Source organism: Bradyrhizobium commune (assembly GCF_015624505.1).
Lineage (GTDB): Bacteria > Pseudomonadota > Alphaproteobacteria > Rhizobiales > Xanthobacteraceae > Bradyrhizobium > Bradyrhizobium commune.
Map to the genome: position 1 here is coordinate 1800811 of NZ_CP061379.1, position 25473 is coordinate 1826283.

A 25473-nucleotide genomic window follows, 5' to 3' on the forward strand; every position below is an offset into this window, starting at 1 on the left:
GTTCGGTCAGGCTTTCAGACCCGTTTTATCAGCGAAAGGATGACAAGCACAATCACCGCGCCAACCGTGGCATCCACGATGGAGCCCAGCGTGCCCGTGGCGAGCGCAATGCCGAGCTGCGGCAGCACCCAGCTCGCGACCAGTGCACCGATGATGCCGACGACCATGTTGCCGATCAGCCCAAATCCCGCCCCGTGGACAATCTTGCCGGCAAGCCAGCCGGCGATCGCGCCGATAATCAGTGCTGCGAGAATTCCCATTGCAAACGTCCCCAAAACAACCTCGTGAGGCGGTCAATTCTAGTGCAAAAAGCCTTCCGGTCCAGCGCCCGGCGGCGGTCTCCGCCCCTTGACGCCAGCCATCCGAAAGGCAATCTGTCACCCATGTTCCTGCAATTCTTTACTTCTCTGCGCGATGCGCAGGTCCCCGTGACGCTGCGCGAATACCTCACGCTGATGGAGGCGCTCGACGCTGACCTCGCGGACTACACGGTCGAGAACTTCTATTATTTGTCGCGCACCTCGCTGGTGAAGGACGAGCGCAACCTCGACAAGTTCGACCGCGTCTTCGGCACCGTGTTCAAGGGGCTGGAAAGCCTGCTCGATGCCATGGACAAGGCGGAGATCCCCGAGGAGTGGCTGAAGAAGCTCGCCGAGAAATACCTGACGGAAGAAGAGAAGAAGCAGATCGAGGCCATGGGCTGGGACAAGCTCATGGAGACCCTGAAGAAGCGCCTCGAGGAGCAGAAGGGCCGGCACCAGGGTGGCTCGAAATGGATCGGCACCGCCGGCACCTCGCCGTTCGGCGCACACGGCTACAATCCCGAAGGCGTCCGCATCGGCCAGGAGAAGAACCGCAACAACCGCGCCGTGAAGGTGTGGGACAAGCGCGAGTTCAAGGATCTCGACGGCAATGTCGAGCTCGGCATCCGCAACATCAAGGTGGCGCTGCGCCGCCTGCGCAAGTTCGCGCGCACCGGCGCGCCGGACGAGCTCGATCTCGACAACACGATCCGCGAGACCGCCAATCACGGCTATCTCGATGTGGTGATGCGGCCCGAGCGCCGCAATGCGGTGAAGCTCCTGGTGTTCTTCGACATCGGCGGCTCCATGGATTCGCATATCGAGCAGGTCGAGGAGCTGTTCTCGGCGGCGAAGAGCGAGTTCAAGCACATGGAGTATTTCTACTTCCACAACTGCCTCTATGAGGGCGTGTGGAAGCAGAACAAGCGCCGCTTCACCGACCGCACGCCGACCTGGGACGTGCTGCACAAATACCCGCACGACTACAAGGTCGTGTTCGTCGGCGACGCCTCGATGTCGCCCTACGAGATCATGGTGCCCGGCGGCTCGGTCGAGCATGTCAACGAGGAGCCCGGCTCGATCTGGCTCGACCGCATCATCCGCACCTATCCGCATACGGTGTGGCTGAACCCCGTGCAGCAGAAGCATTGGGACTATTCGGAATCGACCACCATCATCAAACGGATCTTCGCGAACCGCATGTACCCGATCACGATCGAGGGGTTGGAAAATGCGATGAAGGAATTGACGCACTAGCTGCACGCGCGGCCGAGAAGAGGGAGAAGCACATGCCCCAAAACATCACCCGCGGCATCAAGGCGCTGATCGACGAGGCCAATGCCGAGATCGAGACGCTCACCGCCAAGGACGCCATCGAGATCTCCAAGAACGGCGACGTCGTCATTGTCGACATCCGCGACCCCCGCGAGATCGAGCGCGACGGCCGCATCCCAGGCGCGTTCGCCTGCACCCGCGGCATGCTCGAATTCTGGATCGATCCGCAGAGCCCCTACGCCAAGCCGGTGTTCCAGGAAGACAAGAAATTCGTGTTCCACTGCGCCGGCGGATTGCGCTCCGCGCTCGCGGCCAAGACCGCGCAGGACATGGGCTTAAAACCCGTCGCCCACATCGCCGGCGGCTACGCCGCCTGGCGCGATGCCGGCGGCCCTGTGGAGCAGTGGGAGCCGAAGAAGAAGGGGTAATCGCTCTCGTCATTCCGGGGCGCGACGAAGTCGCGAGCCCGGAATCCATTCATCTACAACTCCGCGGCCCGATGGATTCCGGGTTCGCGCTTCGCGCGCCCCGGAATGACAAGAAAGACCTTGCATGACCACCGATCCCCTCGTCTCCACCGAATGGCTCGCCGCCCACATCAACGATTCCAACGTCAAGGTGCTCGACGCCAGCTTCAAGCTGCCGGGCGTGCTGCCGCTGCCGAAGGACGACTATCTCGCCGCGCATCTGCCGGGTGCCGTGTTCTTCGACGTCGATGCGGTGTCGGATCATTCCAACCCGCTGCCGCACATGTATCCGAGCGCCGAGCAGTTCGGCCGCGACGTCGGCAATCTCGGCATCTCCAATGCCGACACTGTCGTGCTCTACGATGCCGGTGGCTGGGTCGCCGCTCCCCGCGCGTGGTGGATGTTCCTGGCTTTCGGCCACGGCAACGTGCGCATCCTCAATGGCGGGTTGAAGAAATGGCGCGTCGAAGGGCGCGCCGTCGAGAGTGGGGAGGTGAAGCCGAAGCCGCAGACCTTCAGGGCGAGCTATGATGCGAAGCGGGTACGCAGCATCGAGCAGATGATCGCCAATGTCGGTACGAAGGCCGAGCAGGTGATCGACGCGCGCGCCGCCGAGCGTTTCGAAGGCCGTGCCCCGGAGCCGCGTGCGGGCATCCGCGCGGGCCACATTCCCGGCGCGCGCAACGTGCCTTACAATCTCCTGTTCGATGCCGCGACCGGCACGATGAAGCCGCTCGAGGATTTGCGCGCCGCCTTCGCGAACGCCGGCGTCAAGCTCGATGCGCCGATCGTCACCAGCTGTGGCTCCGGCGTCTCCGCCGGCGTGCTGACGCTCGCGCTGTATCGCTTGGGCGTCACCGACACCGCGCTCTATGACGGCTCGTGGTCGGAATGGGGTCAGGAAAAAGGTCCGCCGATCGCGACCGGGCCGGCGTGACGTCAGCGCGTGCGCGTGGCCGTCGCGGCGAGCGTCGGCTGTTGCTGCTGTCCGAACGGATCAGCCGACTGTTGGAGTTGCTGAGGCGGCGGGCGCCGCACGATGCGGTGACGTTTCTTCGGCTTGTGCGCACGCGGCTTGCTGTCGGGCGCCGCGCTGTCGGCCTTGGTCTTCGGCGGTGCGAGGTCGTTCAGCGCAGCGATCCTGGCCGCAGCGATGTCCGCCACGCGCGATGCCAGCGCCGGCGTCGCGGTTCGCGGCACGTCGGTGGCGCTCACTGCCGTGGCGGGCGTCGTCGTGGCGGCGGAAGCCGTCGTGTCGGCCGGGGTGAGTGTGTCGGCAGGCGCAGCGTCGCGCGCAATTTGGCTCTTGGCCGGCTCGGGCGCTGGCGCTTCAGTGGCGGGCGGAGCCGTCTCCGCAGGCGGCGTGACGGAGGCGACCTGAGGCTCAGGCTGTGCGTTGCTCTCGAGTGTCACTGCGGCCATCTGCTCGGGCGTGGTTTCGATCGCGGGAAGCCCAATGCTCGGGACCTGGTCCTGCATCGCAGGCGGCGCCTCATTGGCGGCCGGCGCGACCGGCTCCACGCGCAGCGCCGCGAGCACCGGCTGGGCCGGCTCGGAGGCTTGCGCGAACACCTGCTCCTGCGGACCGTTCCGCCAGGACGGGTTGCTGACATATTGCTCGTGGCTCGCCCGCAGCAGCGAGGCAGCCCCTAGGCCGAACACCAGGATGGAGGTTGACAGCAGGATCGCGGCAAGCAGGAAGCGAAAGCCGGGAAGCATCGGACGGGTTACGAATTTCCGCCCCGGCGGCGTGGAGACCAGGGCCCATGAGCCATCTGAACGCGGTGACGGTACTGATCGCCGCGTTCGCCGTGCGGGGAATTTGAGCTCAAAGCGGCGGCGAATCAGGCTGATTCGACCATATCGCAAGGCTCAAGCACCGTTCCGTAAAAATCAGGGCCCGAGACTCCGGCCATCTACGGCGTGATGCGATTTCCGTTCCGTGATGCAACGGAGCAACGGTGCGTCAGTACATCACAAATCGGCCAATCGACCCAAATAAGCCTGATATGTCTTGAATGTGCCGCTATCTTCGGTCATCTGGCCGTTAGCGGTCCGATAGGGCTTGGGGACTATAATAGAGCGATGATGATCAAACACTTTCTGACGATATGCGCTGCCGCAACAGTCGCTGCGGCGGGAACCTCGCTCGCACAGGCCCAGTCCTATCCGGTGCAACAGGCGCCGAGCTATGGTGCTCCGGCCGAATATCGCCCCGGCGACCGCGCCCCGAATTTCGACGCGCTGGAAGATGACGACGACGCGATGCCGCAGGCATCGCTGCCGCCGCCCGGCCAAGACCCCCGCTATCAAGACCCGCGCTATGGCCGCCCGCCCGGCGCGCCGGTTTATTCCGCTGCCCCGCCGCAAGGTCCGGTAATGTCGCCGGATGATCCGCGTTATGGTCGCCCCGCTGGCGCTCCGCCGGTCTATTCTGCGGCACCGCCGCAGGGTCCGGTGATGTCGCCCGACGATCCCCGCTACGGCCGCCCGGCCGGCGCGCCGCCGGTCGTCTATGCCGACCGTCCGGCCCAGGCGCCGGGCAGCGACGGCATGCGTCCGCCCGAAGCGGTCGGCGGTCCGGCCGCGACCGGAGCAGTCTCGCAGCCGCCCGCCGTCGGCGCCGATGGCCGGCCGATATCGATCGCCGCGCTGCCGCCCGAGGAGCAGCCTGACGCCGCCCCGGCGCAGCTGGCACCGAACCTGCGCCGCCAGGAAGTGTCGCTCGCGACCAAGGAGCCGGCCGGCACCATCATCGTCGATACCCCGAACACCTATCTCTATTACGTGCTCGGCAATGGCCGCGCGATCCGCTACGGCGTCCGCGTCGGCCGCGACGGTTTCACCTGGACCGGCGTGCAGAAGATCACCCGCAAAGCCGAGTGGCCGGATTGGCATCCGCCGGCGGAAATGATCGAGCGCCAGCCCTATCTGCCGCGCTTCATGGCCGGCGGTCCCGGCAATCCGCTTGGCGCGCGCGCGATGTATCTCGGCTCGACCGTGTACCGCATCCACGGCACCAATCAGCCCTCGACGATCGGCAAGTTCGTCTCGTCCGGCTGCATCGGCATGCTGAACGATGACGTCTCGGATCTGTTCGAACGCACCAAGGTCGGCACCCGCGTGGTGGTGATGCCGGGCAATCCGCCGCCGGGTACGGCGACAGCATCGGCCGCGCCGGCGCCGGCTCCGATGGCGGCCCAGGCCGGCCCGGTCCCGGGGACCCAGCCGACGGTGGTGCCGCCGCTGCCCGCGCCGGTCACCGTGCGTTAAGCGCTTCCAGATCATTCAGAATGCGAGAGGGCGTGCCATCGGCACGCCCTTCGTCGTTTATGCGAGCTTCCGCGGCAGCTCATTGCCCTTGGTCCAAACGTCGATCGCATCGACCATCTGGGTGTAATGGATCCGCAATCCGTCCTCGGTCGCGTAGCCGAGATGCGGCGTCAGCACGAGATTGTCGAGCTTGCGGAAGGGATGGTCGACCGGCAGCGGCTCGACCGAGAACACATCGATGCCGGCGCCGGCGATCTTCTTCTGCTGCAACGCTTCGAGCAGCGCCTGCTCATCGACGATCGGCCCCCGCGCGGTGTTGACCAGGAAGGCGGTCGGCTCCATCCGCGCGAGGTCTTCGCGGCCGACCAGCCCGCGGGACCGTTCGCTCAGCACCACATGGATGGTGACGATGTCGGCCCTGGCGAACAGCTCCTCCTTGCTGGCGTAGCCGACGCCCGCCGCGGCGCACTTCTCCGGCGTCAGGTTCGGGCTCCAGGCGATCACGTTCATACCGAACGCTTTGGCAATGCCCGCCATCTTGCTGCCGAGCTTGCCGAGCCCGACGATGCCGAGCGTCATTCCCTCGATCTCGACGCCGGCAAAGGTCTGCCAGGGCTCGCCGGCATGCATCCGCGCGTTCTCGCGGCCGATGCCGCGGGTCAGTTCCAGGATCAGGCCCATGGTGAGGGGCGCGGTCGGGTCGCGGGAATATTGCGTGCCGCCGATGGAGACGCCGCGTGCCTTCGCGGCCTCCATGTCGATCGACGCGTTGCGCATGCCTGAGGTGAGCAGCAGCTTCAGCTTCGGCAGCTTGTCGAACAGGCTCTTGGGGAACGCGGTGCGTTCGCGCATCGCGCAGACGATCTCGAAATCGGCCAGCGCGCTCGCTGCGGCCTGTTCGGAGGCAAAGGAATGGCTGAACACGGTGACGTCGACGCGATCGGAAAGTTTCGGCCAGTCGGCGACATCGAGGGCGAGATCAAAATAGTCGTCGAGAATTGCACAGCGCAGCCGCGACATCAGCGTCCATCCATGGCCAGAGGTGACGGCGCGAGCGGGGCGCCATCGTCGTAACCGGGCCATGGTTGCGCGCAATCACGCCTGCGCGCAAGACGCTCTCGTCTTCAAAAATCCGATAGGGCGGAGGCCTTAGAGGTCGCGGGGTTTCAGCCGGATCGGCGCATCCATGCCGTGCTTGGCGCGCCAGGCCGGGCCGGGGCCGCGCATGTAGTGCAGCTCGGGCCGGTAGGGGTTGAAGGCGGTGGCGAAGAAGCGCTTCCAGAAGCCCTTGACCCCGGACACGAGTCCGGCGGCGTTCCCGGCTTCGACCGGAACGGCGATGGAGTGGGTCTCGATCAGAGCCATGATGGGCCTCGCTGTTCTCCCCGTTCATTCTGAGCAGGGGGCGCTTGTGTCCGCGCATGACCGAGCTTTGGCCTGATTTATTAAAAGATAGTTTCAATTGTCCGGATTGGGCTCCGGATGGTGTCCGTCCCGTATTCATCCGTGGTGAACGGAGGGAAAACATTGCCCTTTGGGGACGGGATCGCTACATCGGCAGCAAGCAAATTTCCTCAAATCGAAGGTTTCACGGGACCGATGGCGCGCCAATTTGTCTACTTCATGGACGGCCTGACCAAGAGCTACCCGACCCGCAAGGTGCTCGACAACATTCGCCTCAGCTTTTACCCGGACGCCAAGATCGGCGTTCTCGGTGTCAACGGCTCCGGTAAGTCGACCCTGCTCAAGATCATGGCGGGCCTCGACAAGGAATACACCGGCGAGGCCTGGGTCGCCCAAGGAGCGCGCGTCGGCTATCTCGAGCAGGAACCGCAGCTCGATTCGAAGCTGTCCGTGCGCGAGAACGTCATGCTGGGCGTCGCCAAGCAGAAGGCCATCCTCGATCGCTACAATGAGCTGGCGATGAATTATTCCGAGGAGACCGCCGACGAGATGACCAAGCTGCAGGACGAGATCGAGGCCCAGGGCCTCTGGGATCTCGACAGCAAGGTCGACCAGGCCATGGACGCGCTACGCTGTCCGCCAGACGATGCCGATGTGACGAAGCTCTCGGGCGGTGAACGCCGCCGCGTCGCGCTGTGCAAGCTGCTGCTCGACCAGCCCGAGCTGTTGCTGCTGGACGAACCGACCAACCATCTCGACGCAGAATCCGTGTCGTGGCTGGAAGGCCATCTGCGCAGCTATCCCGGTGCGATCCTGATCGTCACTCACGATCGTTATTTCCTCGACAACGTCACCAGCTGGATCCTTGAGCTCGATCGCGGCAAGGGCATTCCCTACGAAGGCAACTATTCGTCCTGGCTGGTGCAGAAGCAGAAGCGCCTCGAGCAGGAAGGCCGCGAGGACGCCGCGCACCAGAAGACGATTGCGCGCGAGCAGGAGTGGGTCGCGTCCTCGCCGAAGGCACGCCAGGCCAAGTCGAAGGCGCGTTACCAGCGCTACGAGGAATTGCTCAAGCAGGCGAGCGAGAAGCAGACCCAGACCGCGCAGATCATCATCCCGGTGGCCGAGCGGCTCGGGGCCAATGTGGTCGATTTCGAAACCCTGAGCAAAGGCTATGGCGATCGCCTGCTGATCGACGATCTCACCTTCAAGCTGCCGCCCGGCGGCATCGTCGGCGTGATCGGAGCCAACGGCGCCGGCAAGACCACCCTGTTCAAGATGATCACCAAGCAGGAAACGCCGGACAAGGGCACGATCACGGTCGGCGAGACCGTGCATCTCGGCTATGTCGACCAGTCGCGCGATGCGCTCGACGGCAGCAAGAACGTGTGGGAGGAGATCTCCGGCGGCAACGAGTTGATCCTGCTCGGCAAGAAGGAAGTGAACTCGCGCGGCTATTGCTCGTCGTTCAACTTCAAGGGCGCCGATCAGCAGAAGAAGGTCGGCGCGCTCTCCGGCGGTGAACGCAACCGCGTGCATCTGGCAAAAATGCTGAAGTCCGGCGCCAACGTGCTGCTGCTCGACGAGCCGACCAACGACCTCGACGTCGACACGCTGCGCGCGCTCGAAGAGGCGCTGGAGGATTTTGCCGGCTGCGCCGTCATCATCAGCCACGATCGCTGGTTCCTCGACCGCATCGCGACCCACATCCTCGCCTTCGAAGGCGACAGCCACGTCGAATGGTTCGAAGGCAACTTCCAGGACTACGAGAAGGACAAGATGCGCCGTCTCGGCCAGGACAGCATCATACCGCACCGTGTAAAGTACAAGAAGTTGACGCGATGACGTTCGTTTCATGAGCCCGCGGAGGGGCGATCTGGTTGGTGCGCTTGTGCTTGGGCTATTGCTCGGCACGCCAACCGAGACGCGGGCCAATGACACGATGGCTACGGTTGGTGCCGGCGGCCTGAGCTTCCAGAAAACCGCCGAGCTGGAGATGACGTCTGAGGAACTATACCTTAGCCCGAAGCAAGTTCGCGTTCGCTACGTGTTCAACAATCTGACCAGTCACGAGGTCTCGGGGACGGTCGCCTTTCCGCTTCCCGAGATTTCGGTGGCTGACATGAGCGAAGCGCCCCATGAATTCCACAAATCCTACCTTCGCGGGGACGTCTTTGATTTTCACGTCGAAGCGGGAGGACGTCCGGTCACGCCGCTGGCCGACATTCATGCTGTGGTCAAGGATCGTGAGGGGCGCGAGAAGGACGTAACCGATTTGTTGAACGAGTATCGATTGCCTGTGTTGGATCCCGAGGCCGGCATTGGGGCACTCAGCCCCGAGGCGATCAAGACTCTTGTCGCCGCCGGCGTCCTGGAGGACGACGGCGATCACCATCCGCGTTGGTCCGTCAGGACGGCCTTCCATTGGAATCAAGTCTTCCCGGCTCGTCGCTCGACTGTCGTTGTCCATCGATACCGGCCGGTCATCGGTGGTTCTCATCTCGCGCGCGAAATGATCGCAGACGATGTAGGCGGCAATCTCGCTGAGTGGTGCCTGGACAGGGGATTCCTGAATTCGGTGAAAGGGCTACCTGCCGACAACGATGGCTTGCTTCTGACGACGACGCTCGAATATGTCCTGAAGACTGGTGCGAATTGGGCTGGGCCGATCCGCAGCTTCAGGCTCGAAATCGACAAAGCTGGTGCCGACCTTGTCTCCCTCTGCCCAATTCCCGGATTGAAATTGCAGCGGCAAGGACAGACCTTCGTTGCCAAGGCGTCGCAGTTCATGCCTGCGGGTAATCTCAAATTGCTGTTCGTCTATCGGGGGTGCGACAAGGCTCCCTGCGGTCTCGAACCAAAATGGCCTGGTTATCCGCGCTGAAAACTGTTTGAGAGAGGACTGTCCGCGTTGAGCAAATTGAGAGGCGTCTTGATTTGGTTGGCGCTTGAACGGATGTCCCGGTTGACGCTCCGGTCCGTCGTCCTTGGCATCGTGTCGCTGTTCTTGGCAGCACTTGCTATTCAGCCTGCTCGCGCGGCCGATGCCGCCTTCACGCAGTTCATCGCTTCGCTGTGGTCTGAAGCGGAGGCCGCCGGTGTATCGCGCGCGACGTTCGATCAACAGACGCGCGGGCTCGAGCCGGACTACAAGCTGCCTGATCTGATCCTGCCCGGACGGCCGGCGACCGGCGCGCCGTCGCAGGCCGAGTTCGTGCAGGTGCCGGCCGATTACATCAAGGAAGCCGCGATCGCGAACCTTGCCGGCGAGGGGCAGCGGCTGCTGCAAAAATACCGCGCTCAGCTGAACGAGATCGAGAAAAGCTCCGGCGTGCCGGCCACCGTGATGCTCGCGATCTGGGGCCGTGAGACCGACTATGGCCGCTACACGCTCCCCTACGATCTCGTGCGTGTGCTGGCGACGCAGGCCTATGTGGGCCGGCGCAAGGACACCTATCGCAACGAGTTCATCCTCGCGTTGAAGATCCTTGGCGAGGGCGTGGTGACGCGCAAGGACATGCGCTCGTCCTGGGCGGGCGCCACCGGGCTCACGCAATTCCTGCCGTCGGAGTATTACAAGCACGGCGTCGATTTCGACCATGACGGACGCATCGACATCTGGCACTCGGTGCCGGATGCGTTGGCCTCGGCTGCGCAGCAACTCGTCAACAAGGGTTGGCAGAGCGGCCTGCGCTGGGCTTATGAGGTGCAGGCGCCGGCCAAGGTCGATTGCACGTCGGGTGTGCCCGAGGTGACGAAGCCGATCGGCCAATGGTTGCGCGAGGGCTTTGTGCCGGTGCGTGGACAAAAGCTCAGTGCCGCCGAGCAGGCGCAGTCGGCCTCGCTGCTCCAGCCTGAAGGCATCTATGGTCCGTCGTTCCTGACCACGACGAATTACTTCGTCATCAAGGAGTATAATTTCTCCGACCTCTACGTGCTGTACGTCGGCCATCTCAGCGATCGCATGACGAGCCCGCAGCCGTTTGCGACGCCATGGTCGGCTTCGAAGCAATTGCGAACAAAGGATGTCGAGGCGATGCAGCGCGGGCTCACGCGCGTCGGGCTCTACAAGGACAAGATCGACGGCAAGGCCGGCATGCAGACGCGTGCCGCGCTCGGTGCCTATCAGAAATCGGCAGGGCTCAAGGTCGATTGCTGGCCGAGTGAAGAGGTGCTGCGCTCGATCCAGGCGGTGCGCTAGCTAGCCAAGCCCTGCAAAAGAAAAAAGCCCGGCCGATGCACTCGGCCGGGCTTCGATCGCGGCGCTCGCGCGCCCTGCGATCAGATCAGTAGCAGACGCGAACCGGGCGGATGACCCAGCCATAACCGTCCCAATAGCGTTGACGCTGCCAGTAGCAGGGCGGCGGGGGCGGAGCGGGCTCGGCAACGTAAACCGGACCACCATAGGCCGGACGGCTCGCCGCGATGGCGCCGCCGACAATGGCTCCGCCGATCAGGCCGGCTGCGATGCCGGCGCCGACGCCGTCATGGGCCTGGGCGGGCGGCGTGGCGGTCACCAGCGAACCGGCGACCGTCGCAACCGTGAGGGCGGCAACAATAGTCTTCTTCATGCTCTTGGCTCTCCTATGGACGCACCTTGTTAGAAGCGTCCGGGGTTCAAAGGTTCACGCACACGCGAATGGAATTGGCCTTGCAGCTAGGAAGCGCGCAAATGGTCAATCCACGGTAAACGCACACGGAGCCGTGACGAGAAAAAGCGGTCTTTTTCGGGCTCCGAGATGAACGGCGCATCCGTAGTCAACCGGCTTCGCGCACCTTAGCCGCAGACTCTGACGCGACGAACGCGCCAGGCGTAGCCGTCCCAGAAGCGCTGCTTCTGCCAGACGCAGCCGCCGCCGTAATAGTCGTCGGCGACATAGCCCGGGCCCGGCGCGTAGTAGCGGGGCGGATAGTAGCCGGGGCCGTAACCCGGACCATAGGCGTAACCCGGACCGGGTCCGTAATAATACGGGGAGGCCAGCGCGCCGCCGACAATGGCGCCGCCGATGATCCCGGCGGCCACGCCTGCAGCGACACCGCGCTGTGCATGCGCCGGAGACCCGGCCGTCAGGACCAGGGTGGCAGCGGCAGCGACTGCCAGGAGCGACTTCTTCATTGGCTCAACCTTTCACGCCCAAATACACGGAACTCTTACCGCCAAAGTTCCATACTTCGCTTGAACGATCAATGAACGGCATCTCTGCCGGGTGCGACCAATTGGTAGAAGTCGTGGCTTTTGGCCCTGAAATTTGCCTTGGGAGACGATGATGAACGGCGTCCTGACCAGTGCCCTGATCGCCGCCGGGGCCACCGGCATTATTGGTTATGCCCTGATCAGCTATTTGCAAAGCCGCAGCCCGCGCTCGCGTGCGAGAGCCGGCGGCGATGGTGGCGGTGTCGATAGCTATTCTGATACGAGCAGTGACGGATTCTCGCTGGGCAGCTGGTTTTCCAGCGACAGTTCGGGCAGCTCGACCGACAGCGGTAGTTGCTCCACGAGCGATAGCGGCGGGGGCGGGGATTGCGGAGGCGGCGGCGATGGTGGGGGAGGCGGTGGCGGCGACTAGGCCCGGATCCGGCTCGATCTTGATCCCGCGCAAGGCCGTTTTTTAGAGCCGTTCTAGGCTATTTCCGGGCCAGTTTGGATTAGCTCCAAATACCGGTTTTTCCTTTTGCATCCGGCCGGCCGCTTAAATATCGATGATGGCGCATCACCGAAGGGCCTGCCGCTTCCCATGATCGTCTGTTCCTGTAATGTGCTGAGCGATGACGACATCCGCGCCGCCGTCGCCGAGTCCGACGACGCTGTGCGCCATGCGAAGCAGATCTATGGATGCCTCGGCTGTAGCGCCGAATGCGGCCGCTGCGCGCGCACCATCAAGACCATCATTGATGAAGCGCTTGGCCCCTGCGCCAAGTCCTGCTGCTCGGGCTGCCCGCACAGCCACACCGTGGCCGCCAACGACGAGACGGCCGAGCCCGCCCAGTTCGCCCTCGCGGCCTGCTGACAACCCTTCCCCACCATCGGCTGAGCTTATCCCCGGCTGCGTCGGGGTAGCCGATTGCCCTCGTTCCCAAACTGTTTTAGAAGCGTTCTAAATTCGGTTTAGGACCGAATTGGGCGGCAATATCTGGAGTGAATCATGCAGGGCGACGCAAAAGTTATCGACTATCTCAACAAGGCACTGCGTCACGAGCTGACTGCGATCAACCAGTACTGGCTGCACTATCGCTTCCTCGACAATTGGGGCCTCCTCGACATGGCCAAGGTCTGGCGCAAGGAGTCCATCGAGGAGATGGAGCACGCCGACAAGCTCACCGCGCGCATCCTGTTCTTCGACGGTTTCCCGAACATGCAGGTGCTCGATCCCCTGCGCATCGGCCAGAACGTCAAGGAGATCATCGAGTGCGATCTCGCCGCCGAGATGAGCGCGCGCGCGCTCTACCAGGAAGCAGCGACCTATTGCCACGGTGTCAAGGACTACGTCACGCGCGACCTCTTCGAGAAGCTGATGAGCGACGAGGAGCACCACATCGACTTTCTCGAAACCCAGCTCGATCTGATCGGCCGCATCGGCCTCGAGCTCTACACTCAGAAGCATGTCGGCGGGCTCGAAGGCGAGGGCCATTAGTTTCGGGCGCTAACGTCGCACAATCCCCGTATCGTCCCGGATTGGCGCTCCGCCTCGCTGCGCTTGTCCGGGACGACAGCATTGTTGGAACGGCACGCCTCAGAGCTGCGTCTTGTACCGCGCTTCCACGACGTCCTGGCTCTCCGGCTCGCCCAGGCTGGTCTGGTCGTGGATGACCTCGCTGATGCTCGGCATCACCGAGCGCTGCACCTTTTCGGCTGCCCACAGCTTTGAGCGCATCAGCGCCTTGCCGCAGTGGAAATAGACCTCGCTGACGGCGACGCTCAGCACCGCGCGCGGCGGCTTGCCGAATTCCACCATCGAGGCGAGCAGATCCGGATCGGCCGACAACGTGCCGCGCCCGCCGACACGCAGCGTCTCGTCGATCCCGGGCACAAAGAACAACAGATGCACGAAGCCTGAGCCTTCGACGACGTTCCGAAAGCTGTCGATCCGGTTGTTGCCGGAACGGTCGGGCATCAGCAATTGGTCTGGTCCGGCGACATGGACGAAGCCAATGCTCCCTCCGCGCGGCGAGGCGTCGACGCTGCCGTCGGCGCCCGATGTCGCGAGCACGCAGAACGGCGACATCTCGATGAATTTCCTCGCATGCACGTCGATCGCGGGACGTGCTTTCGCGATCACGCGCGGGGTGGGTTTCGGATAGATGGTTGCGAGGTCTTCGGTGCGAAGGTCGGTCAATGGTGTGCCTCCGAAACGGCTTTGCGCCAGACTATCCGATCCGGAGGGGCGCAGCTAATGGAATCGGCCCCGTGGCGTTGGGCTACACCGCGTCTGCCGGCACGAAGCAGCTGATGATGATGGCGCCGCGGTGGTGGACGTACCACACCACGGCCTGTCCAACCGGATTGCCACGATCGCGGATGATGGCGCGGTCAGGCACCGCCATCCACTGTCCCTCGATTGGCACCCAGTAGCTGCCGGCGCGCACGTCATATTCGGTGCGGTGACCGTCGGAGATGTCGCAGCAGGGGACGCCGTTCGGCGCCATCACGCTCTTGAACCAGGCGCGGATGTCGGGCGCGACGTTGTCGTATTGGCCATTGTCGAAAGCGAATGCCACGCTGGTCAGCGCCGTCATCGTGGCCAGCCAAACGCACAGCGCAAGCCTGTGCATGCGATCCTCCTCATCGCGTAGTACCAGTCGCGCGCGATTGCCCCGCGCGTCGATTCGTATCGTTGATGTGATTAAGCCCGAGCTGTCAGCTCATTGCATGCTCAAATTATATGCGGCGCCGACGCGCCGCATATAATGCGCTGCGATATGAGGACGCAGTTCGTCGTCTCCTACATCGTGCGTTGCCGTCGTGCGAGGCTTCCCGCTGGTAGATAAGTCGTTGGCAACCGCCGTGCGTTTCCGTCACCATGGGCCGATGTCGAAGTGTCCGGAACGATGTAGGATTTCGGTTCCGCCGTCCGTCTTCAAGGAAATTACCGGAGAGACTGCATGTGCCGCAATATCAAGACGCTGTTCAATTTCGAGCCGCCCGCGACAGAGAACGAGATTCACGCCAGCGCGCTCCAGTTCGTGCGAAAGCTTTCCGGCTTCAACAAGCCGTCGCAGGCCAATGAGGCGGCTTTCGATCGTGCGGTCGCCGAGGTCTCCGAAACCGCGCGAAAGCTGCTGATCTCGCTGCACACTCACGCGCCGGCGCGGGATCGCGAGGTCGAGGCGGAAAAGGCGCGGGAACGCTCGCGTCAGCGTTTCGGCTGACCAGCTGCTCCGTGACGTGGCTCACGGAAAAACTGATCTCAGCGCGCGATGATGCTCGCCGGGTAATTGACCCGCCCGGAGCATGATTATGAGCCGTCCCCTTCTTCCCCTGAAAGCAGGTGCCATTGTTCTCACGCTATTGTGGACGGCGTGGATCATGTGGTGGAGCGGCTCGTTCTCGGGCGTCAGCGTGGTGATCCTCGCCTCGTGCGGCGCGGCAGTCGGCTATCTCTGGTACCGCGCCATGCGCTGGCAGTTCGAGCGCATGGGCATGCTGCCGCGCCCCGAGGATCAAGCGAAGTAGACGTGCTGCTAATCCTTTTGGCCGTGCTTCTTCTTCTTCTTCTTTTTCTTGTGCTCGTCGCCTTCGCCGTCGTCCTCATTATCGAGCGACGCCTCCTCGGCTTCATGCACGGCGGCTTCGAGCGCGGCGCGCTCAGCGGCTTCCAGCTCGCGCTGGCGGCGACGCTCGTCCCAGGCGTCGAAGAGCTGCTCCAGCCATGGCAGCACCTGCTCGATCGACGGCATTTGGCCGGGCGGACCGGCCTCGCCGCGAGGACCTTGTGGGCCTGCGGGACCCTGCGGCCCGGCGGCTCCCCGCGGACCGGCATCGCCCGCCTTGCCCGGCAGACCGGCCTTGCCCAGCGCGCCCGCCTTTCCGGCCGGCCCGGGCTTGCCCTGCGGACCCGGCTTGCCGCGCGCGCCGTCCGGTCCGCGCTTGCCCGGATGACCCTGCGGTCCGGGCCGCCCCGGTTCGCCCTGCCGCCCGCGCGGCCCTTGCCGTCCCTGATCGTCTGCCACGCCGCTACTCCTCTGCTCAAGCAGGCTACTTAGCGGCGTTTGACGACAGCGGCAATTCCGTCCGTGCATCGCGGCGGGCTTGATCAACATCAATCGGCGGCACGGGTCGCCGTGTCATTGGATGGGCACGGCCACAATTTCGCGAGGAGCGACGATGCGCGCAGCGTGGGAGATCTTTTGCCTGTCGGCGGTCATCTTCGCGACTGCGCTCGGCCTCGCTCATCTGCTCGTGCCCGATGTCGTCCCCGTCGGCTATGCCGAGGAACCGCAGGCCTCATGGGCCGTGCTGACGGCCTTCTTGCTGCGCGCAATCGAGCTGACCGCGGCGTGGGTCGCGATCATCGCTTTGGCGCTGCTCGCCGGCGCCAAACTGTGGCAGACGTTTCGGCACGCGGCATCGCGCGCGGAATGATCGCAGCCTCACGCGCTAGTCGTGATAGGCGGGCACGTCGATGCCGGAGGCGGCGTAGAGCCTGATCTTGTTGCGCAGCGTGCGCACCGACAGGCCGAGCACGCGCGACGCGCGCGTGCGGTTACCGTCGCAGCGCGCGAGCGTCTGGAGCACGAGCTCGCGCTCGACCTCTCCGACGGTCGCACCGATCAGCAGCGGAACGATTTCATTGGGGGCAAGGAATTGCGCGCCCTGCTCGGGCGCCGCGACATGAACAGTGGTCATCAACAAACTCCCCGATCAACGCCCGCTTCCAGCGTTGGAAGCGGATCGAGAACAAACGACCCCCAGGCCGTATTTGTACGGTGGGTGGGTTTGGTTAATGAAAGGTTAATTGCGCCATGGTCGCACCAATTGACCTTGGGAATGCCGCCGCGCCGCCGCGATTGGCACAGGATGCATAGCGATGCGGACCGATCTCGGGTCGCGCTCACACCGTGCGATATCCGCCATCCACCATCACGATCGTTCCCGTGACGTAGGACGACAGATCCGACGCGAGGAAGATCGCGGGTCCCACGATATCCTCCGGCTTGCCGGTGCGCGCGAGCGGGGTGTGGTCGACGAAGGCCTGCACCAGCGCCGGATTGGTGGCGCGCACATGGAGGTTGATGTTGGTCTCGATGAAGCCCGGGCCGATCGCGTTGACGCGCACGCCTTCCTTGCCGAGCTCGACAGCGAGCGCCTTGGTGAAGCCGAGCACGCCGTGTTTCGAGGTCGTATACGCCGCCGAGCTCGGCGTGCGCAAATGCACGAAAGACTGGATCGAGCCGATATTGACGATGCGGCCTTTGCTCGCGCGCAACGGAGCGAGAAACGCCTGCGTCACGTTGAAGACGCCGTTGAGGTTGAGCGAGATGATGTCGTTCCAGTCCTTCGCGACCGTCTCCATCTCCGCGGTGAAGGCGTTGCGGCGGGTGATGCCGGCATTGTTGACGAGGATCGAGACCTGCCCGACCTTGTCGGCGATCTGCTTTGCCATCGCGAAACAGTCGTCACGCCTGGTCACGTCGAGCGCAAAGCTCTCGGCCTTGCCGCCGGCCTTGCGAATCTCCTGGGCTGCTTCAGCAACCGTCTCCGCGTTGACGTCGAGCAGCACCGCTTGCGCGCCCTCGCGGGCGTAGCCGGCCGCGATCGCGCGGCCGATACCGGAACCGGCGCCGGTGACGACGGCGATGTGGTTTGCAAGCAATGCCATGACATTTTCCTCCCGGATTCGTTTCTAAGTTTCATGAAAGGCTAACTCGAAATTAAGGGGTCGGAAACGGCGGCCTTGGCATACTGTTCTTCATTGCTAAACGTTGCGCGCATGATGGAACGGCTGGACTCCTGGAAACTCGCTCTCGATCGCCTTCGCTCGGCGGATGGCGCTGACTGGCTAGATGCGGCCCGGCTTGTGGCCGAGATCGCGCGGATGAGCACGGATGCGACGTTACGGCAGGCCGCAGAACAGGCGCTTCCCGTGCTGCGCCAGGCCGCCGACAATGACGATCACAATGTCGCCGTGGCTGCGCGGCGCCGGATCGGCGTGATGCTCGACGTCGTCCATGATCTGACCGCGCCGCGCTTCGGCCGCCGCAACGCGATGCCGAAAAAACTCTCCAGCGAGGATCGCGCCCGCAAAGTCCTCGGTCTGCCGCTCGCCGTACAGCTCACTTGCGACGAGATCCAGCAGGCCTATCGCCGCGCCGCCAAGGGCATGCATCCCGACCAGGGCGGCAGTTCCGAGGCTTTCATCAACCTCGCCGCCGCGCGCGACATCCTGATCCATCCCGGCGCCCACAAGGACGCGTGAGAGCGCCTCAGCTCTTGTTGACGCAGCTCGGATAGGGCGCGGCCTCGCCTGCGATGATCGGGCAGAGATCGATCGGGCTCAGATCGCGCAGGCGCGCCTGCCAGCGTTCGTCGTTCACCGGCGGCTCGTCGCTCTCGTCGCCGCGCTCGGCCCATTGGATGGTGTAATAGTCGGTCGCGCCCTTCAGCGTGATCAAGAGCGCGGTCTCGCTGTGCCGGGTCGGGCCGCTGTCGATGCGGCCGCAGCCGATCACGGCGACGAAGCCTTCGTGGCGGCCGAAGTTCATCTCGCCGAACGGTTTTGCCGCAAAGCTGTCGGGGCAGGACGATCTGAAGCCACCGGCGATCGAGCCCGCGAACTTGTCCGGTGAGCTACCCGGCGTCAGCGTCATGCCCTTCTCGCCGGTCACCGTGATCATCTGCGTCCAGAGCTCCGGTGTCTCGCCCTTGAGCACGGCCTCGCGGATGTAATGGCCGCCCTTGGTGTTCTCGAACACCGCGGTGAAATGCGACGGCATCGTGAAGCTGACGAGCTGGCCGAAGATCGGCGAGATCACGCGAAACGATTGCGGGGCCTGTGCCTGTGCGATGGAGGTCAGCGCGAGCGCTGCGCCCAGGACCGCTGCTTTCATGGTGAGCGCGCGCATGGAGTTTGTCCCGCGAGTGAGTTGAAACGCGACCGGGCAAGGATGCTAGCATCGCATCCTTGCCCGGCCCTTGTCGTCCGCCGATCGAATTTTACCAGGCGCAGTGGCCGTCCTTCAGCGCCGCGTCCTTCAGCATGAGTGCGTCGAGGAAGGTCGGAACGGTCGCGCTGACGCGATGATAGTCGGAGGGCCACGGCGTGGTCGGGATGCTCTCGTCCCAGATCTGGCAGAAGCCGCCATTCTGCCAGCGGATCAGATGATAGCCGGCCTCGGCCGGGCTTGCGGCGACGAGGGCGGCAATGGCGAGACCGGCGGCCGCGCACAGCACGGAAATACGACGCATGGATCAGCTCCTTAAATGAAAAGACGTGATGCGCCTCCCGACAATGACGGGAGGGGTGGTGCGGGGCCCCTGGAACCTGCGCCCCGGACACGATGTGAGTAGTTCCGCGCGCTGATGAGGTTCAAACCGCGCGCATGGGAATTCGCCCAGCCAGCCAGCCGCCGGCGCCGGCGCAAAAAGCAAAGGCGGGCTGCTCGCGCAACCCGCCCTCGAATTGGATTGGCTTAAGGCCCGCTCAGAGCGTGCAGCGGCGCTCCGCGCGCATCTTGATCTGGAGCTCGGAGGCCTGCGTGAAGGTCGGCAGCGGCTTGCTGACCACCTTGTAGGTCGACACGCCCCACTGGAACGGCTTGTACCTCAGGTCCTCATTCCAGACCTGGCAGATGCCAGTGTTGTCCCACCGGATCACGTAATAGCCGACCTTCGCGGACGCGGGCACGGCGAACACGGAAGAGGCGATGCCGGCAACGGCACAAAGGGCGAAAACGCGACGCATGAGAAAAATCTCCTGATGAGGACGTGAGGCGGAACTGGTGCGGCAAAACGTTGCGGCTGGCAAGCCGCCCCGGGGTCGATCACGGATATGTCAGATGAGACCGATCAGCCGTTTGACCTTTTGGACCGGCAATCTAGGATTGAAGGGGGATTTCAGGGGGCGGGCATATGACAGACAAGATCGTGCTTTCTTCCGACGGCGGCTTTTACCGGGTCGCGGCGCCGGAGCTACTCGTCGTTCTCCTGCATCGGTATAACGCGACACCGGTCACGATGCAGCAGATTGCGGAGGTTGTCCGCGACGAATATCCGCAGAGCGACATCTTTGCGCCGTGCCTGCCGGTCACCGTCAGCTCGTTCTCGTCTCCCGATGAGCTGGCGAGATCCATCGCCGGGGACATCAGTTCACTTCCGTCGATTGGCGCCTATTCTGGGATCATTTTTATCGGGCACAGTCTCGGCGCAGTGCTGGCACGGAAGGTGTGGGCGCTGGCGCACGGCGCGACGCCTGAAGCGACGGTCGATCCGGAGCGGCGGCCGCTTCCCTGGGCGGGCAAGGTCGAACGAATTCTCCTGCTCGCCGCCGTGAGTCGTGGCTGGACGGTGTCCTCGGCACTCAAGCCGCTGGACCGGCTGTTGTGGACGATCGGAACGGCGTGGGGGAATTTTTGCCGGCACGTGCTCGGCAAGGAGCCGCTGATCTTCGGCTTTCGCCGCGGTGCGCCGTTCCTGACGACGACCCGGCTGCAGTGCCTGGCGATCAAGGAGGCCGGTGTCAGGCTGCCAATCACCGTCCAACTCATCGGCACGGACGATGACTTCATCGCCCCGACCGACAATCTCGATCTCGCGACCGGTGAGAACTTCTACTACATGGAGGTTACCGGCGCGAGCCACGCCGCCATAGCCGATTTGCCGACCGACGGGGACGATCACAGTGCGCGATCGCGCTTTCGCCTGGCGCTGACGGCGAATGAGACCAAATTGAAAGAGAGCTCCGCGTCCGCCGACGACGTCTTCGACGGGTACGATGCGATCGACGATTTCGACGAGACGCTGCTTCCGACGATCCGTGACGAGGTGAAGCGCGTCGTGTTCGTCATTCACGGCATCCGTGACCGCGGGTTCTGGACCCGGCGCATCGCCCGTAAGGTGAAGTCCGTTGCGGGTCGCGGGGTGTGTCGTTCGGTGACGTCGACCTATGGCTTTTTCCCGATGGGGCCTTTTCTCCTGCCCTGGGTCCGTCGAAGCAAGGTGGAGTGGCTGCTGGATCAATATGTCACGGCGAGATCGCTCTATCCGGACGCGAGCTTTTCCTACATCGGGCACAGCAACGGCACATACCTTCTCGCGAAGGCTCTCGAGATCTGTCCGGCGATCCGTTTCGAGGACGGCGCGATCTTCTGCGGCAGCATGGTTCGTCGCGATTTCGAATGGTCGAAATATATTCCGCGCCAGATCGGCCGCATGCTGAACTACGTCGCCACCAATGACTGGGTCGTCGCGATCTTTCCCTACGGTCTCGAACGCATGCGTTTGCAGGACGTCGGCGGAGCCGGCCATCTCGGCTTCCTCGACCCGGACAGCGCCAATATTCGTTTCGCTTCGGGTGAGCACAGCGCGGCGCTGGCGCCGGACAAGTGGGAGGAAATGGCCCAGTTCATCCTGAACGGCAAGGATCCTGAGCATCGCGTGCACGGCGTCTCTCCGAATCCGGCCAACCTCGCGCGCGGGGAATGGTCACGGCTGATCTGGGGCCTTCTCGTGGTCGGCGTGCTCGGCATCGGCGCCGCGATGCTCGCGCTGTTGTGGTGGCGTGCGGGCTGGCGGGGACCGGTCATCACATTGGGGTTCTGCTTGTACGTTTACATTGTCAAGGTCGTGCTGACGCGGGCATGAGCCGGCTCAACCTGGCCATGATCGCCGTTTGCAACGGTCACTTCGCCAGCGAGGCCACCGCCTCGATCTCGATCAGCATTTTCGGATCTGGCAGCGCCTGCACCACGCAGGTGGTGCGGGCCGGATAGGGCGGAGGCCCGAACGCGCCGGCATAGAGCGCGTTCATGGCGGCGACGTCGGAGGCGCGGGTCAAGAGCACGTTGACCTTGACGAGATCGCGGGTCGTGGCACCGGCCTCGTCCAGCACGCGCTTGATGTTGACGACGACGTTTCCGAACTGCGCCTCGAAACCATCAGGCAGCGCGCCGGCCGCGTCGAAGCCGGGAATGCCGGAGACGAACAGGAGGTCGCCGACGCGCGCGGCAAAGGACAGCGGCGGTGCCTTGACGTGCGGCGGGGGCGCGAAGTGCTGGATCGGCATGGGTCACCTCGGGATCGTGTCGGGCGCATGAGCGTAGCGGCGAGACAGGCTCACTCCAACAAAAAACGCGAAAACAACCCCATGCACAGTAGAAATGATAGGCGAAGATGAAATTCGGGAAGGCAGAAATAATGTTTGATTCGTCGGGCAAAACAGGAGCATAATGGCAGGGTGGGGATGAGCGCCCGCGAAGGCCGGCGAAGGAGTTGCCGGAGCCCGTCCACCCCGTCATTGCGAGCGCAGCGAGGCAATCCAGGCTGTCTCCGCGGAAAGACGCTGGATTGCTTCGCTACGCTCGCAATGACGGAGAGTGAGAACGTTCCGCGAGTCCCGCTGTCGCCGCTTCGCTGAGGCAGCCCCTCACCCCAACCCTCTCCCCGTAAGAGCGGGGCGAGGGAGCAGACTGAGCCTCATCATTTTGCCGCCGCGATCCATGGGTTAGATTCGCTGCATCTGATTCGCATCCCTCCTTGAAAAATAGCCCCCGGAGACGCCCCATGAAGATCGCATCCACCCTGCGCGCCGCGCTGGTTGCCATTGCCGCCCTGGCCGGCCTTTCGACCGCGGCGCGGGCCGATGGCGGCACGGTGGTGCTGACGATCTACAAGGCGGGCTGGATCATCGGCGGCTCGGGTGGCTCGGGCGTGCTGAACTTCCGCGGCCGCGCCTATTCGCTCTCGACCGGCGGGCTCGACTACGGCCTGGTGTTCGGCGGCTCCAAGACCGTGCTGCGCGGCCGCGTCTCCAACATCAACCGTCCGTCGGACGTTGCCGGCGTCTACGGCGCCGCCGGTGCCGGCCTTGCCGTCGGCCGCGGCGCCCGCGCCATCGTGCTGACCAACCAGAAGGGCGCGGTGCTGGAATTGTCGGGCTACCAGACCGGCCTGATGGCGAATGCGGATCTGAGCGGGTTGGCGATCACGATGCGGTAGAGGCTTGGCGCATCAAGGGGTCTTCAACGTAAAGGGCTCTGGCAGCAGTCTGCCGAGAGACGTTTGACCGACGCCATCGACGATGACGGTGGTGTCGGGAGAAGCGAATTCCGCGATGACCTGACGGCAGGCGCCGCATGGCATGCGCGAGGAGGGCTCGGCATCCGGCGCCGCGTCGATGCAGGCAACCGCGACTGCGTCGATCCTGCGATGTCCCTTGGTCACCGCATTGAAGATCGCGGTTCGCTCGGCGCAAACCGTCAGCCCGTAGGAGGCGTTCTCGACATTGAAGCCGGTGAAGATCTCGCCATCGGCCAGCACGGCGGCGCCGACGCGGAATCGGGAGTAGGGCGCGTAAGCCGTCTCGGCAGCCGATCGGGCCTTCTTGAGCAGCTGGTCCAGGGTATCGGCCGCGACTTTCGTGCCTTGGTTTTCCGACGTCACTTTTTTCGCAACTGTTCGGCAAAGTCGTAGGCGCCGTTGACGGCCCAATCGCTCTGCTCCGGTGTGGATGCTTTCGCGTCGGCGAGGCTGGACCCGACCGTGATCAGGCCGCTCGGCAGCAGGGTGCCGTGCAGATGCGTTACGCTGCCGTCGTCGATCTCGAAGGTGGGAGTCGTCTTTGCATCGTCTGGCATGTCTTGCTCGCTGGTTAACGATTCGTTAGGGAGCGTCATGTCGTGAGTGCCGAACCGATCGTCAAGGCGCCTGCCTGCATAATAGCCGAAATTGCCCTGATGCGCGAGTCGGCGGACTGCAGGTCCGGATCGGGATTGAGATCAATGCGCCCGTAGTTCCACGCGGCGTCGATATTGAGCACACCGAGCAAGGGACCCCGCAGGCCGATTCCGAGATCGCAGGTCGCAATCGCCGCCGGTCGTCGCATCCGGGCTGCCTGCGGCAGAACCTTGACTTCATGGGGATCGAAGATCGGGACGCTCATGAGCCAGGTCCTGTCCTTCTTGATCCGGTTCTGCATTGCGTCGGTCATATTGAAGAGACGATTGTAGGCCGCGAGGTTGGTTGCGCGCAGTTGTGCGACTTTTTCCAGGTTGCACACCAGCGTCGTGCTGAGCTGATAGCAGGCCCCGGTGACGCCGGTCGACAGGTCCGGGAATTGGATCTTGTCGTCGTCGTCATTCTCCATGTTATGGCTGAACAGCATGGCGAGTGAGTTCTTGACCGGAATGAAGATGTTGGCGCGAAACCTGGGCTCGACCCCGTCCCCCATGACGCGTTCGCATTCCTGCACGATGAAGCGCAACCGTTCCGACATCACCTCGGTAAGATCTGGATTGACGGTGTAGATGCCCGGCGCGCCGCATTTCTTCAATTCCAGCGCTGCAGCGCATTCTCCGAGATCGACCATCTTGCCGATCCTCGCGGCATCGACCTCGCCGACCGCGAGAACGCCGGGGCACTCGGTGTTTGAAGTGAACTGCTTGATGACGATCGAGCGCGGATCCTGCGTGACGAGAATTTCCTCGAGTTCGTTGCGTGCACCACCAGCAAGCATGCTCATCAGCGCCACGAAATAGCGATCCGGATTAGCCAGATTTTCCGGGGCTTCGACGTCACCCACCACGCGCAGCCCAATCCGGAGCCACGGTCGCCAGGCATAGGCGCTGTAGAATTCGGATTTCGAGATCTGCTCGCGGAAGGCGTCGGAGAAGGTCCAGATCGGAAAGTTCGAGATCATGCCGCCGTCGACGAACCATTCCGGCTTCTGCGCGTCGCCGAAGGCGCGCGGGCGAAAGAACAGCGGAAATCCGGCGGAGGCGCGCACCGCCGCGGCGATCGGCATCGCGTGGTAGCGTTCTTCGACCGAGTTGATCAGCTCGAGCCGGCGCCGGGACAGGTTCGTCGCGGTCAGCAGCAAGGGCGGCCGGTAAAAACCCCGGTTGCTCTTCATCATCGCATGGACATGGCCAAAGGTGATCGGGTCGTTTTTCGGCGGGAGCCCGACCCGGTCGCCGAGGCCCTTGCGGATGAGGTCGTCAATGACTTGCTCGAGCTTCTCGCCCCTGAACAGGCCGCGATTGCGGATGTGCGGCTGGATCTGCTTCCAGAGCCCCCAGGCGTCGAACGTCGCCTCCGCGGCCCGCCACAGGCCCGGGATTGCACCTGTCGCCCTGCCAATCCAGCCAGGCTTTTCCTGCGCCTCCGTCGCCGGAATGCTTGCAAGCGCCTGCTTCACCCTCTCCTGGAGCCGGAGGAAGGCGGCGTAGTCGAAATGGGGATCTGACGGCGCTTCGAACGGCGACAGCAGCGACAGCAGGGCCGCCGGGTCGTGCGTCACCATGCCCGTAAATTCGTCCTGGATCTGCTGCGGGCTGAGGCCGCTCCACAGCAGGCTCGCCAGAATGGCCCCGCCCGATGTGCCGGCAAAGGCCAGCGGAATGTAACCATGGTCGAGAACGGCCTTGGCCTGGCCCAGCAGCGACAGCGCGTATACGCCGCCGCCCTGGATGGCGATCACGGCCTCGCGATTGCTGTCCATCCTGCCTTGTCCTTTTGGCGAAATCCGCGACAGCCGAGATTAGCCGGACGCAGAACCAAGCATACAACCGGAAGATGATGCGCCGATGGCAGCCGGTCGGCC

34 protein-coding genes are annotated in these 25473 nt (G+C 63.8%); 16 read left to right on the forward strand and 18 right to left on the reverse strand.

Annotated elements, in window-relative coordinates:
- Nucleotides 1-14: 14 nt before the first annotated feature.
- Nucleotides 15-260, reverse strand: coding sequence for a GlsB/YeaQ/YmgE family stress response membrane protein (locus IC761_RS08475; RefSeq protein WP_195802804.1), 246 nt, complete (start codon nucleotides 258-260; stop codon nucleotides 15-17).
- Between the two features lie 123 nt (nucleotides 261-383).
- On the opposite strand from IC761_RS08475, the gene IC761_RS08480 reads away from it, so the two are divergent.
- The 3 genes from IC761_RS08480 to sseA all read left to right on the forward strand — a co-directional run bounded on the left by IC761_RS08480 (nucleotide 384) and on the right by sseA (nucleotide 2981).
- Nucleotides 384-1559: a vWA domain-containing protein gene (locus IC761_RS08480; protein ID WP_195802805.1), complete on the forward strand. Its 1176-nt coding sequence runs from the start codon at nucleotides 384-386 to the stop codon at nucleotides 1557-1559.
- 32 nt (nucleotides 1560-1591) lie between these two features.
- On the forward strand, nucleotides 1592-2005 hold the full coding sequence (locus tag IC761_RS08485) for a rhodanese-like domain-containing protein (protein WP_045002167.1): 414 nt from the start codon (nucleotides 1592-1594) through the stop codon (nucleotides 2003-2005).
- Between the two features lie 124 nt (nucleotides 2006-2129).
- Complete coding sequence (gene sseA, locus IC761_RS08490) at nucleotides 2130-2981, forward strand: 3-mercaptopyruvate sulfurtransferase (protein WP_195802806.1); 852 nt, start codon at nucleotides 2130-2132, stop codon at nucleotides 2979-2981.
- Between the two features lie 2 nt (nucleotides 2982-2983).
- Here sseA and IC761_RS08495 read toward each other — a convergent pair whose 3' ends face one another.
- A complete protein-coding gene (locus tag IC761_RS08495) occupies nucleotides 2984-3763 on the reverse strand; it encodes a hypothetical protein (protein WP_195802807.1) in 780 nt (259 codons plus the stop codon).
- A 369-nt stretch (nucleotides 3764-4132) separates the two neighbouring features.
- On the opposite strand from IC761_RS08495, the gene IC761_RS08500 reads away from it, so the two are divergent.
- Nucleotides 4133-5317, forward strand: coding sequence for a L,D-transpeptidase family protein (locus IC761_RS08500; protein WP_195804592.1), 1185 nt, complete (start codon nucleotides 4133-4135; stop codon nucleotides 5315-5317).
- 57 nt (nucleotides 5318-5374) lie between these two features.
- Here the strand turns inward: IC761_RS08500 and IC761_RS08505 are convergent, their stop codons facing one another.
- On the reverse strand, nucleotides 5375-6337 hold the full coding sequence (locus IC761_RS08505) for a D-2-hydroxyacid dehydrogenase family protein (RefSeq protein ID WP_195802808.1): 963 nt from the start codon (nucleotides 6335-6337) through the stop codon (nucleotides 5375-5377).
- A gap of 129 nt (nucleotides 6338-6466) precedes the next feature.
- The gene (locus IC761_RS08510; RefSeq protein WP_195802809.1) at nucleotides 6467-6682 is read right to left on the reverse strand and encodes a hypothetical protein; all 216 of its coding nucleotides are present in this window, start codon (nucleotides 6680-6682) and stop codon (nucleotides 6467-6469) included.
- Nucleotides 6683-6916: 234 nt separating this feature from the next.
- On the opposite strand from IC761_RS08510, the gene ettA reads away from it, so the two are divergent.
- The 3 genes from ettA (at nucleotide 6917) to IC761_RS08525 (ending at nucleotide 10922) form a co-directional block, all read left to right on the forward strand.
- Nucleotides 6917-8566 (forward strand): energy-dependent translational throttle protein EttA, encoded by a 1650-nt coding sequence (gene ettA, locus IC761_RS08515; RefSeq protein ID WP_195802810.1) that lies wholly within the window; start codon nucleotides 6917-6919, stop codon nucleotides 8564-8566.
- A gap of 10 nt (nucleotides 8567-8576) precedes the next feature.
- Entirely contained in the window at nucleotides 8577-9605 is a 1029-nt protein-coding gene (locus IC761_RS08520; protein ID WP_195802811.1) for a DUF4424 family protein, read from the forward strand.
- Between the two features lie 72 nt (nucleotides 9606-9677).
- Nucleotides 9678-10922 (forward strand): lytic murein transglycosylase, encoded by a 1245-nt coding sequence (locus IC761_RS08525; RefSeq protein ID WP_246791467.1) that lies wholly within the window; start codon nucleotides 9678-9680, stop codon nucleotides 10920-10922.
- An 85-nt stretch (nucleotides 10923-11007) separates the two neighbouring features.
- Here IC761_RS08525 and IC761_RS08530 read toward each other — a convergent pair whose 3' ends face one another.
- Nucleotides 11008-11292: a hypothetical protein gene (locus IC761_RS08530; protein ID WP_195802812.1), complete on the reverse strand. Its 285-nt coding sequence runs from the start codon at nucleotides 11290-11292 to the stop codon at nucleotides 11008-11010.
- 206 nt (nucleotides 11293-11498) lie between these two features.
- Nucleotides 11499-11837 carry a hypothetical protein gene (locus IC761_RS08535; RefSeq protein WP_195802813.1) on the reverse strand — a complete coding sequence of 113 codons (339 nt, stop codon included), beginning with the start codon at nucleotides 11835-11837 and terminating at the stop codon, nucleotides 11499-11501.
- A gap of 148 nt (nucleotides 11838-11985) precedes the next feature.
- Between IC761_RS08535 and IC761_RS08540 the strand changes: the two genes are divergently transcribed.
- From IC761_RS08540 to bfr, 3 genes are all read left to right on the forward strand, one after another.
- Entirely contained in the window at nucleotides 11986-12288 is a 303-nt protein-coding gene (locus IC761_RS08540; RefSeq protein ID WP_246791468.1) for a hypothetical protein, read from the forward strand.
- 168 nt (nucleotides 12289-12456) lie between these two features.
- Entirely contained in the window at nucleotides 12457-12729 is a 273-nt protein-coding gene (locus IC761_RS08545) for a (2Fe-2S)-binding protein (protein ID WP_195802814.1), read from the forward strand.
- Nucleotides 12730-12864: 135 nt separating this feature from the next.
- Nucleotides 12865-13353, forward strand: coding sequence for a bacterioferritin (gene bfr / locus IC761_RS08550; RefSeq protein WP_011089420.1), 489 nt, complete (start codon nucleotides 12865-12867; stop codon nucleotides 13351-13353).
- 99 nt (nucleotides 13354-13452) lie between these two features.
- Here the strand turns inward: bfr and IC761_RS08555 are convergent, their stop codons facing one another.
- Both IC761_RS08555 and IC761_RS08560 read right to left on the reverse strand, forming a co-directional pair.
- The gene (locus IC761_RS08555) at nucleotides 13453-14055 is read right to left on the reverse strand and encodes an MSMEG_1061 family FMN-dependent PPOX-type flavoprotein (protein ID WP_195802815.1); all 603 of its coding nucleotides are present in this window, start codon (nucleotides 14053-14055) and stop codon (nucleotides 13453-13455) included.
- Between the two features lie 82 nt (nucleotides 14056-14137).
- Nucleotides 14138-14491, reverse strand: a complete 354-nt coding sequence (locus IC761_RS08560) for a hypothetical protein (protein WP_195802816.1) — start codon at nucleotides 14489-14491, stop codon at nucleotides 14138-14140.
- A gap of 330 nt (nucleotides 14492-14821) precedes the next feature.
- Here IC761_RS08560 and IC761_RS08565 point away from each other — a divergent pair, with 330 nt between their 5' ends.
- Both IC761_RS08565 and IC761_RS08570 read left to right on the forward strand, forming a co-directional pair.
- Nucleotides 14822-15088, forward strand: a complete 267-nt coding sequence (locus IC761_RS08565; protein WP_195802817.1) for a DUF2277 domain-containing protein — start codon at nucleotides 14822-14824, stop codon at nucleotides 15086-15088.
- 88 nt (nucleotides 15089-15176) lie between these two features.
- Nucleotides 15177-15392, forward strand: a complete 216-nt coding sequence (locus IC761_RS08570) for a hypothetical protein (RefSeq protein ID WP_195802818.1) — start codon at nucleotides 15177-15179, stop codon at nucleotides 15390-15392.
- An 8-nt stretch (nucleotides 15393-15400) separates the two neighbouring features.
- Here the strand turns inward: IC761_RS08570 and IC761_RS08575 are convergent, their stop codons facing one another.
- Complete coding sequence (locus tag IC761_RS08575) at nucleotides 15401-15889, reverse strand: collagen-like protein (protein WP_195802819.1); 489 nt, start codon at nucleotides 15887-15889, stop codon at nucleotides 15401-15403.
- Between the two features lie 154 nt (nucleotides 15890-16043).
- Here IC761_RS08575 and IC761_RS08580 point away from each other — a divergent pair, with 154 nt between their 5' ends.
- Entirely contained in the window at nucleotides 16044-16301 is a 258-nt protein-coding gene (locus IC761_RS08580) for a hypothetical protein (RefSeq protein WP_195802820.1), read from the forward strand.
- A 15-nt stretch (nucleotides 16302-16316) separates the two neighbouring features.
- On the opposite strand, the gene IC761_RS08585 is transcribed toward IC761_RS08580, so the two are convergent.
- Nucleotides 16317-16565, reverse strand: coding sequence for a helix-turn-helix domain-containing protein (locus tag IC761_RS08585; RefSeq protein WP_195802821.1), 249 nt, complete (start codon nucleotides 16563-16565; stop codon nucleotides 16317-16319).
- A 205-nt stretch (nucleotides 16566-16770) separates the two neighbouring features.
- Entirely contained in the window at nucleotides 16771-17538 is a 768-nt protein-coding gene (locus IC761_RS08590; protein ID WP_195802822.1) for an SDR family NAD(P)-dependent oxidoreductase, read from the reverse strand.
- A gap of 111 nt (nucleotides 17539-17649) precedes the next feature.
- Here IC761_RS08590 and IC761_RS08595 point away from each other — a divergent pair, with 111 nt between their 5' ends.
- Nucleotides 17650-18135 (forward strand): J domain-containing protein, encoded by a 486-nt coding sequence (locus IC761_RS08595; RefSeq protein WP_195802823.1) that lies wholly within the window; start codon nucleotides 17650-17652, stop codon nucleotides 18133-18135.
- Between the two features lie 7 nt (nucleotides 18136-18142).
- Here the strand turns inward: IC761_RS08595 and IC761_RS08600 are convergent, their stop codons facing one another.
- The 3 genes from IC761_RS08600 to IC761_RS08610 form a co-directional block, all read right to left on the reverse strand.
- Nucleotides 18143-18781, reverse strand: a complete 639-nt coding sequence (locus IC761_RS08600) for a hypothetical protein (protein WP_195802824.1) — start codon at nucleotides 18779-18781, stop codon at nucleotides 18143-18145.
- A gap of 91 nt (nucleotides 18782-18872) precedes the next feature.
- Nucleotides 18873-19124: a hypothetical protein gene (locus IC761_RS08605; protein WP_195802825.1), complete on the reverse strand. Its 252-nt coding sequence runs from the start codon at nucleotides 19122-19124 to the stop codon at nucleotides 18873-18875.
- A gap of 235 nt (nucleotides 19125-19359) precedes the next feature.
- A complete protein-coding gene (locus IC761_RS08610; protein ID WP_195802826.1) occupies nucleotides 19360-19620 on the reverse strand; it encodes a hypothetical protein in 261 nt (86 codons plus the stop codon).
- A gap of 167 nt (nucleotides 19621-19787) precedes the next feature.
- Here IC761_RS08610 and IC761_RS08615 point away from each other — a divergent pair, with 167 nt between their 5' ends.
- The gene (locus IC761_RS08615; RefSeq protein ID WP_195802827.1) at nucleotides 19788-21518 is read left to right on the forward strand and encodes a lipase family protein; all 1731 of its coding nucleotides are present in this window, start codon (nucleotides 19788-19790) and stop codon (nucleotides 21516-21518) included.
- 37 nt (nucleotides 21519-21555) lie between these two features.
- On the opposite strand, the gene IC761_RS08620 is transcribed toward IC761_RS08615, so the two are convergent.
- Nucleotides 21556-21939 (reverse strand): RidA family protein, encoded by a 384-nt coding sequence (locus IC761_RS08620; protein ID WP_195802828.1) that lies wholly within the window; start codon nucleotides 21937-21939, stop codon nucleotides 21556-21558.
- 497 nt (nucleotides 21940-22436) lie between these two features.
- Here IC761_RS08620 and IC761_RS08625 point away from each other — a divergent pair, with 497 nt between their 5' ends.
- Nucleotides 22437-22871 (forward strand): hypothetical protein, encoded by a 435-nt coding sequence (locus IC761_RS08625; protein WP_195802829.1) that lies wholly within the window; start codon nucleotides 22437-22439, stop codon nucleotides 22869-22871.
- Nucleotides 22872-22883: 12 nt separating this feature from the next.
- Here IC761_RS08625 and IC761_RS08630 read toward each other — a convergent pair whose 3' ends face one another.
- The 3 genes from IC761_RS08630 to IC761_RS08640 are packed head-to-tail and all read right to left on the reverse strand — an operon-like array spanning nucleotide 22884 to nucleotide 25371.
- Nucleotides 22884-23315 (reverse strand): cytidine deaminase, encoded by a 432-nt coding sequence (locus tag IC761_RS08630; protein ID WP_246791469.1) that lies wholly within the window; start codon nucleotides 23313-23315, stop codon nucleotides 22884-22886.
- Nucleotides 23312-23509 (reverse strand): hypothetical protein, encoded by a 198-nt coding sequence (locus tag IC761_RS08635; protein ID WP_195802831.1) that lies wholly within the window; start codon nucleotides 23507-23509, stop codon nucleotides 23312-23314. The genes IC761_RS08630 and IC761_RS08635 overlap by 4 nt, the downstream gene beginning before the upstream one ends.
- A gap of 35 nt (nucleotides 23510-23544) precedes the next feature.
- Entirely contained in the window at nucleotides 23545-25371 is a 1827-nt protein-coding gene (locus IC761_RS08640; protein WP_195802832.1) for a patatin-like phospholipase family protein, read from the reverse strand.
- Nucleotides 25372-25473: the final 102 nt, after the last annotated feature.

Excerpts from the sequence above, each read along its gene's own strand:
- IC761_RS08475 (WP_195802804.1), bottom strand. The coding sequence starts at position 260 with ATGGGAATTCTCGCAGCACTGATTATCGGCGCGATCGCCGGCTGGCTT.
- IC761_RS08480 (WP_195802805.1), top strand. The coding sequence starts at position 384 with ATGTTCCTGCAATTCTTTACTTCTCTGCGCGATGCGCAGGTCCCCGTG.
- IC761_RS08485 (WP_045002167.1), top strand. The coding sequence starts at position 1,592 with ATGCCCCAAAACATCACCCGCGGCATCAAGGCGCTGATCGACGAGGCC.
- sseA (WP_195802806.1), top strand. The coding sequence starts at position 2,130 with ATGACCACCGATCCCCTCGTCTCCACCGAATGGCTCGCCGCCCACATC.
- IC761_RS08495 (WP_195802807.1), bottom strand. The coding sequence starts at position 3,763 with ATGCTTCCCGGCTTTCGCTTCCTGCTTGCCGCGATCCTGCTGTCAACC.
- IC761_RS08500 (WP_195804592.1), top strand. The coding sequence starts at position 4,133 with ATGATCAAACACTTTCTGACGATATGCGCTGCCGCAACAGTCGCTGCG.
- IC761_RS08505 (WP_195802808.1), bottom strand. The coding sequence starts at position 6,337 with ATGTCGCGGCTGCGCTGTGCAATTCTCGACGACTATTTTGATCTCGCC.
- IC761_RS08510 (WP_195802809.1), bottom strand. The coding sequence starts at position 6,682 with ATGGCTCTGATCGAGACCCACTCCATCGCCGTTCCGGTCGAAGCCGGG.
- ettA (WP_195802810.1), top strand. The coding sequence starts at position 6,917 with ATGGCGCGCCAATTTGTCTACTTCATGGACGGCCTGACCAAGAGCTAC.
- IC761_RS08520 (WP_195802811.1), top strand. The coding sequence starts at position 8,577 with ATGAGCCCGCGGAGGGGCGATCTGGTTGGTGCGCTTGTGCTTGGGCTA.
- IC761_RS08525 (WP_246791467.1), top strand. The coding sequence starts at position 9,678 with ATGTCCCGGTTGACGCTCCGGTCCGTCGTCCTTGGCATCGTGTCGCTG.
- IC761_RS08530 (WP_195802812.1), bottom strand. The coding sequence starts at position 11,292 with ATGAAGAAGACTATTGTTGCCGCCCTCACGGTTGCGACGGTCGCCGGT.
- IC761_RS08535 (WP_195802813.1), bottom strand. The coding sequence starts at position 11,837 with ATGAAGAAGTCGCTCCTGGCAGTCGCTGCCGCTGCCACCCTGGTCCTG.
- IC761_RS08540 (WP_246791468.1), top strand. The coding sequence starts at position 11,986 with ATGATGAACGGCGTCCTGACCAGTGCCCTGATCGCCGCCGGGGCCACC.
- IC761_RS08545 (WP_195802814.1), top strand. The coding sequence starts at position 12,457 with ATGATCGTCTGTTCCTGTAATGTGCTGAGCGATGACGACATCCGCGCC.
- bfr (WP_011089420.1), top strand. The coding sequence starts at position 12,865 with ATGCAGGGCGACGCAAAAGTTATCGACTATCTCAACAAGGCACTGCGT.
- IC761_RS08560 (WP_195802816.1), bottom strand. The coding sequence starts at position 14,491 with ATGCACAGGCTTGCGCTGTGCGTTTGGCTGGCCACGATGACGGCGCTG.
- IC761_RS08565 (WP_195802817.1), top strand. The coding sequence starts at position 14,822 with ATGTGCCGCAATATCAAGACGCTGTTCAATTTCGAGCCGCCCGCGACA.
- IC761_RS08570 (WP_195802818.1), top strand. The coding sequence starts at position 15,177 with ATGAGCCGTCCCCTTCTTCCCCTGAAAGCAGGTGCCATTGTTCTCACG.
- IC761_RS08580 (WP_195802820.1), top strand. The coding sequence starts at position 16,044 with ATGCGCGCAGCGTGGGAGATCTTTTGCCTGTCGGCGGTCATCTTCGCG.
- IC761_RS08585 (WP_195802821.1), bottom strand. The coding sequence starts at position 16,565 with ATGACCACTGTTCATGTCGCGGCGCCCGAGCAGGGCGCGCAATTCCTT.
- IC761_RS08590 (WP_195802822.1), bottom strand. The coding sequence starts at position 17,538 with ATGGCATTGCTTGCAAACCACATCGCCGTCGTCACCGGCGCCGGTTCC.
- IC761_RS08595 (WP_195802823.1), top strand. The coding sequence starts at position 17,650 with ATGATGGAACGGCTGGACTCCTGGAAACTCGCTCTCGATCGCCTTCGC.
- IC761_RS08600 (WP_195802824.1), bottom strand. The coding sequence starts at position 18,781 with ATGCGCGCGCTCACCATGAAAGCAGCGGTCCTGGGCGCAGCGCTCGCG.
- IC761_RS08605 (WP_195802825.1), bottom strand. The coding sequence starts at position 19,124 with ATGCGTCGTATTTCCGTGCTGTGCGCGGCCGCCGGTCTCGCCATTGCC.
- IC761_RS08610 (WP_195802826.1), bottom strand. The coding sequence starts at position 19,620 with ATGCGTCGCGTTTTCGCCCTTTGTGCCGTTGCCGGCATCGCCTCTTCC.
- IC761_RS08615 (WP_195802827.1), top strand. The coding sequence starts at position 19,788 with ATGACAGACAAGATCGTGCTTTCTTCCGACGGCGGCTTTTACCGGGTC.
- IC761_RS08620 (WP_195802828.1), bottom strand. The coding sequence starts at position 21,939 with ATGCCGATCCAGCACTTCGCGCCCCCGCCGCACGTCAAGGCACCGCCG.
- IC761_RS08625 (WP_195802829.1), top strand. The coding sequence starts at position 22,437 with ATGAAGATCGCATCCACCCTGCGCGCCGCGCTGGTTGCCATTGCCGCC.
- IC761_RS08635 (WP_195802831.1), bottom strand. The coding sequence starts at position 23,509 with ATGCCAGACGATGCAAAGACGACTCCCACCTTCGAGATCGACGACGGC.
- IC761_RS08640 (WP_195802832.1), bottom strand. The coding sequence starts at position 25,371 with ATGGACAGCAATCGCGAGGCCGTGATCGCCATCCAGGGCGGCGGCGTA.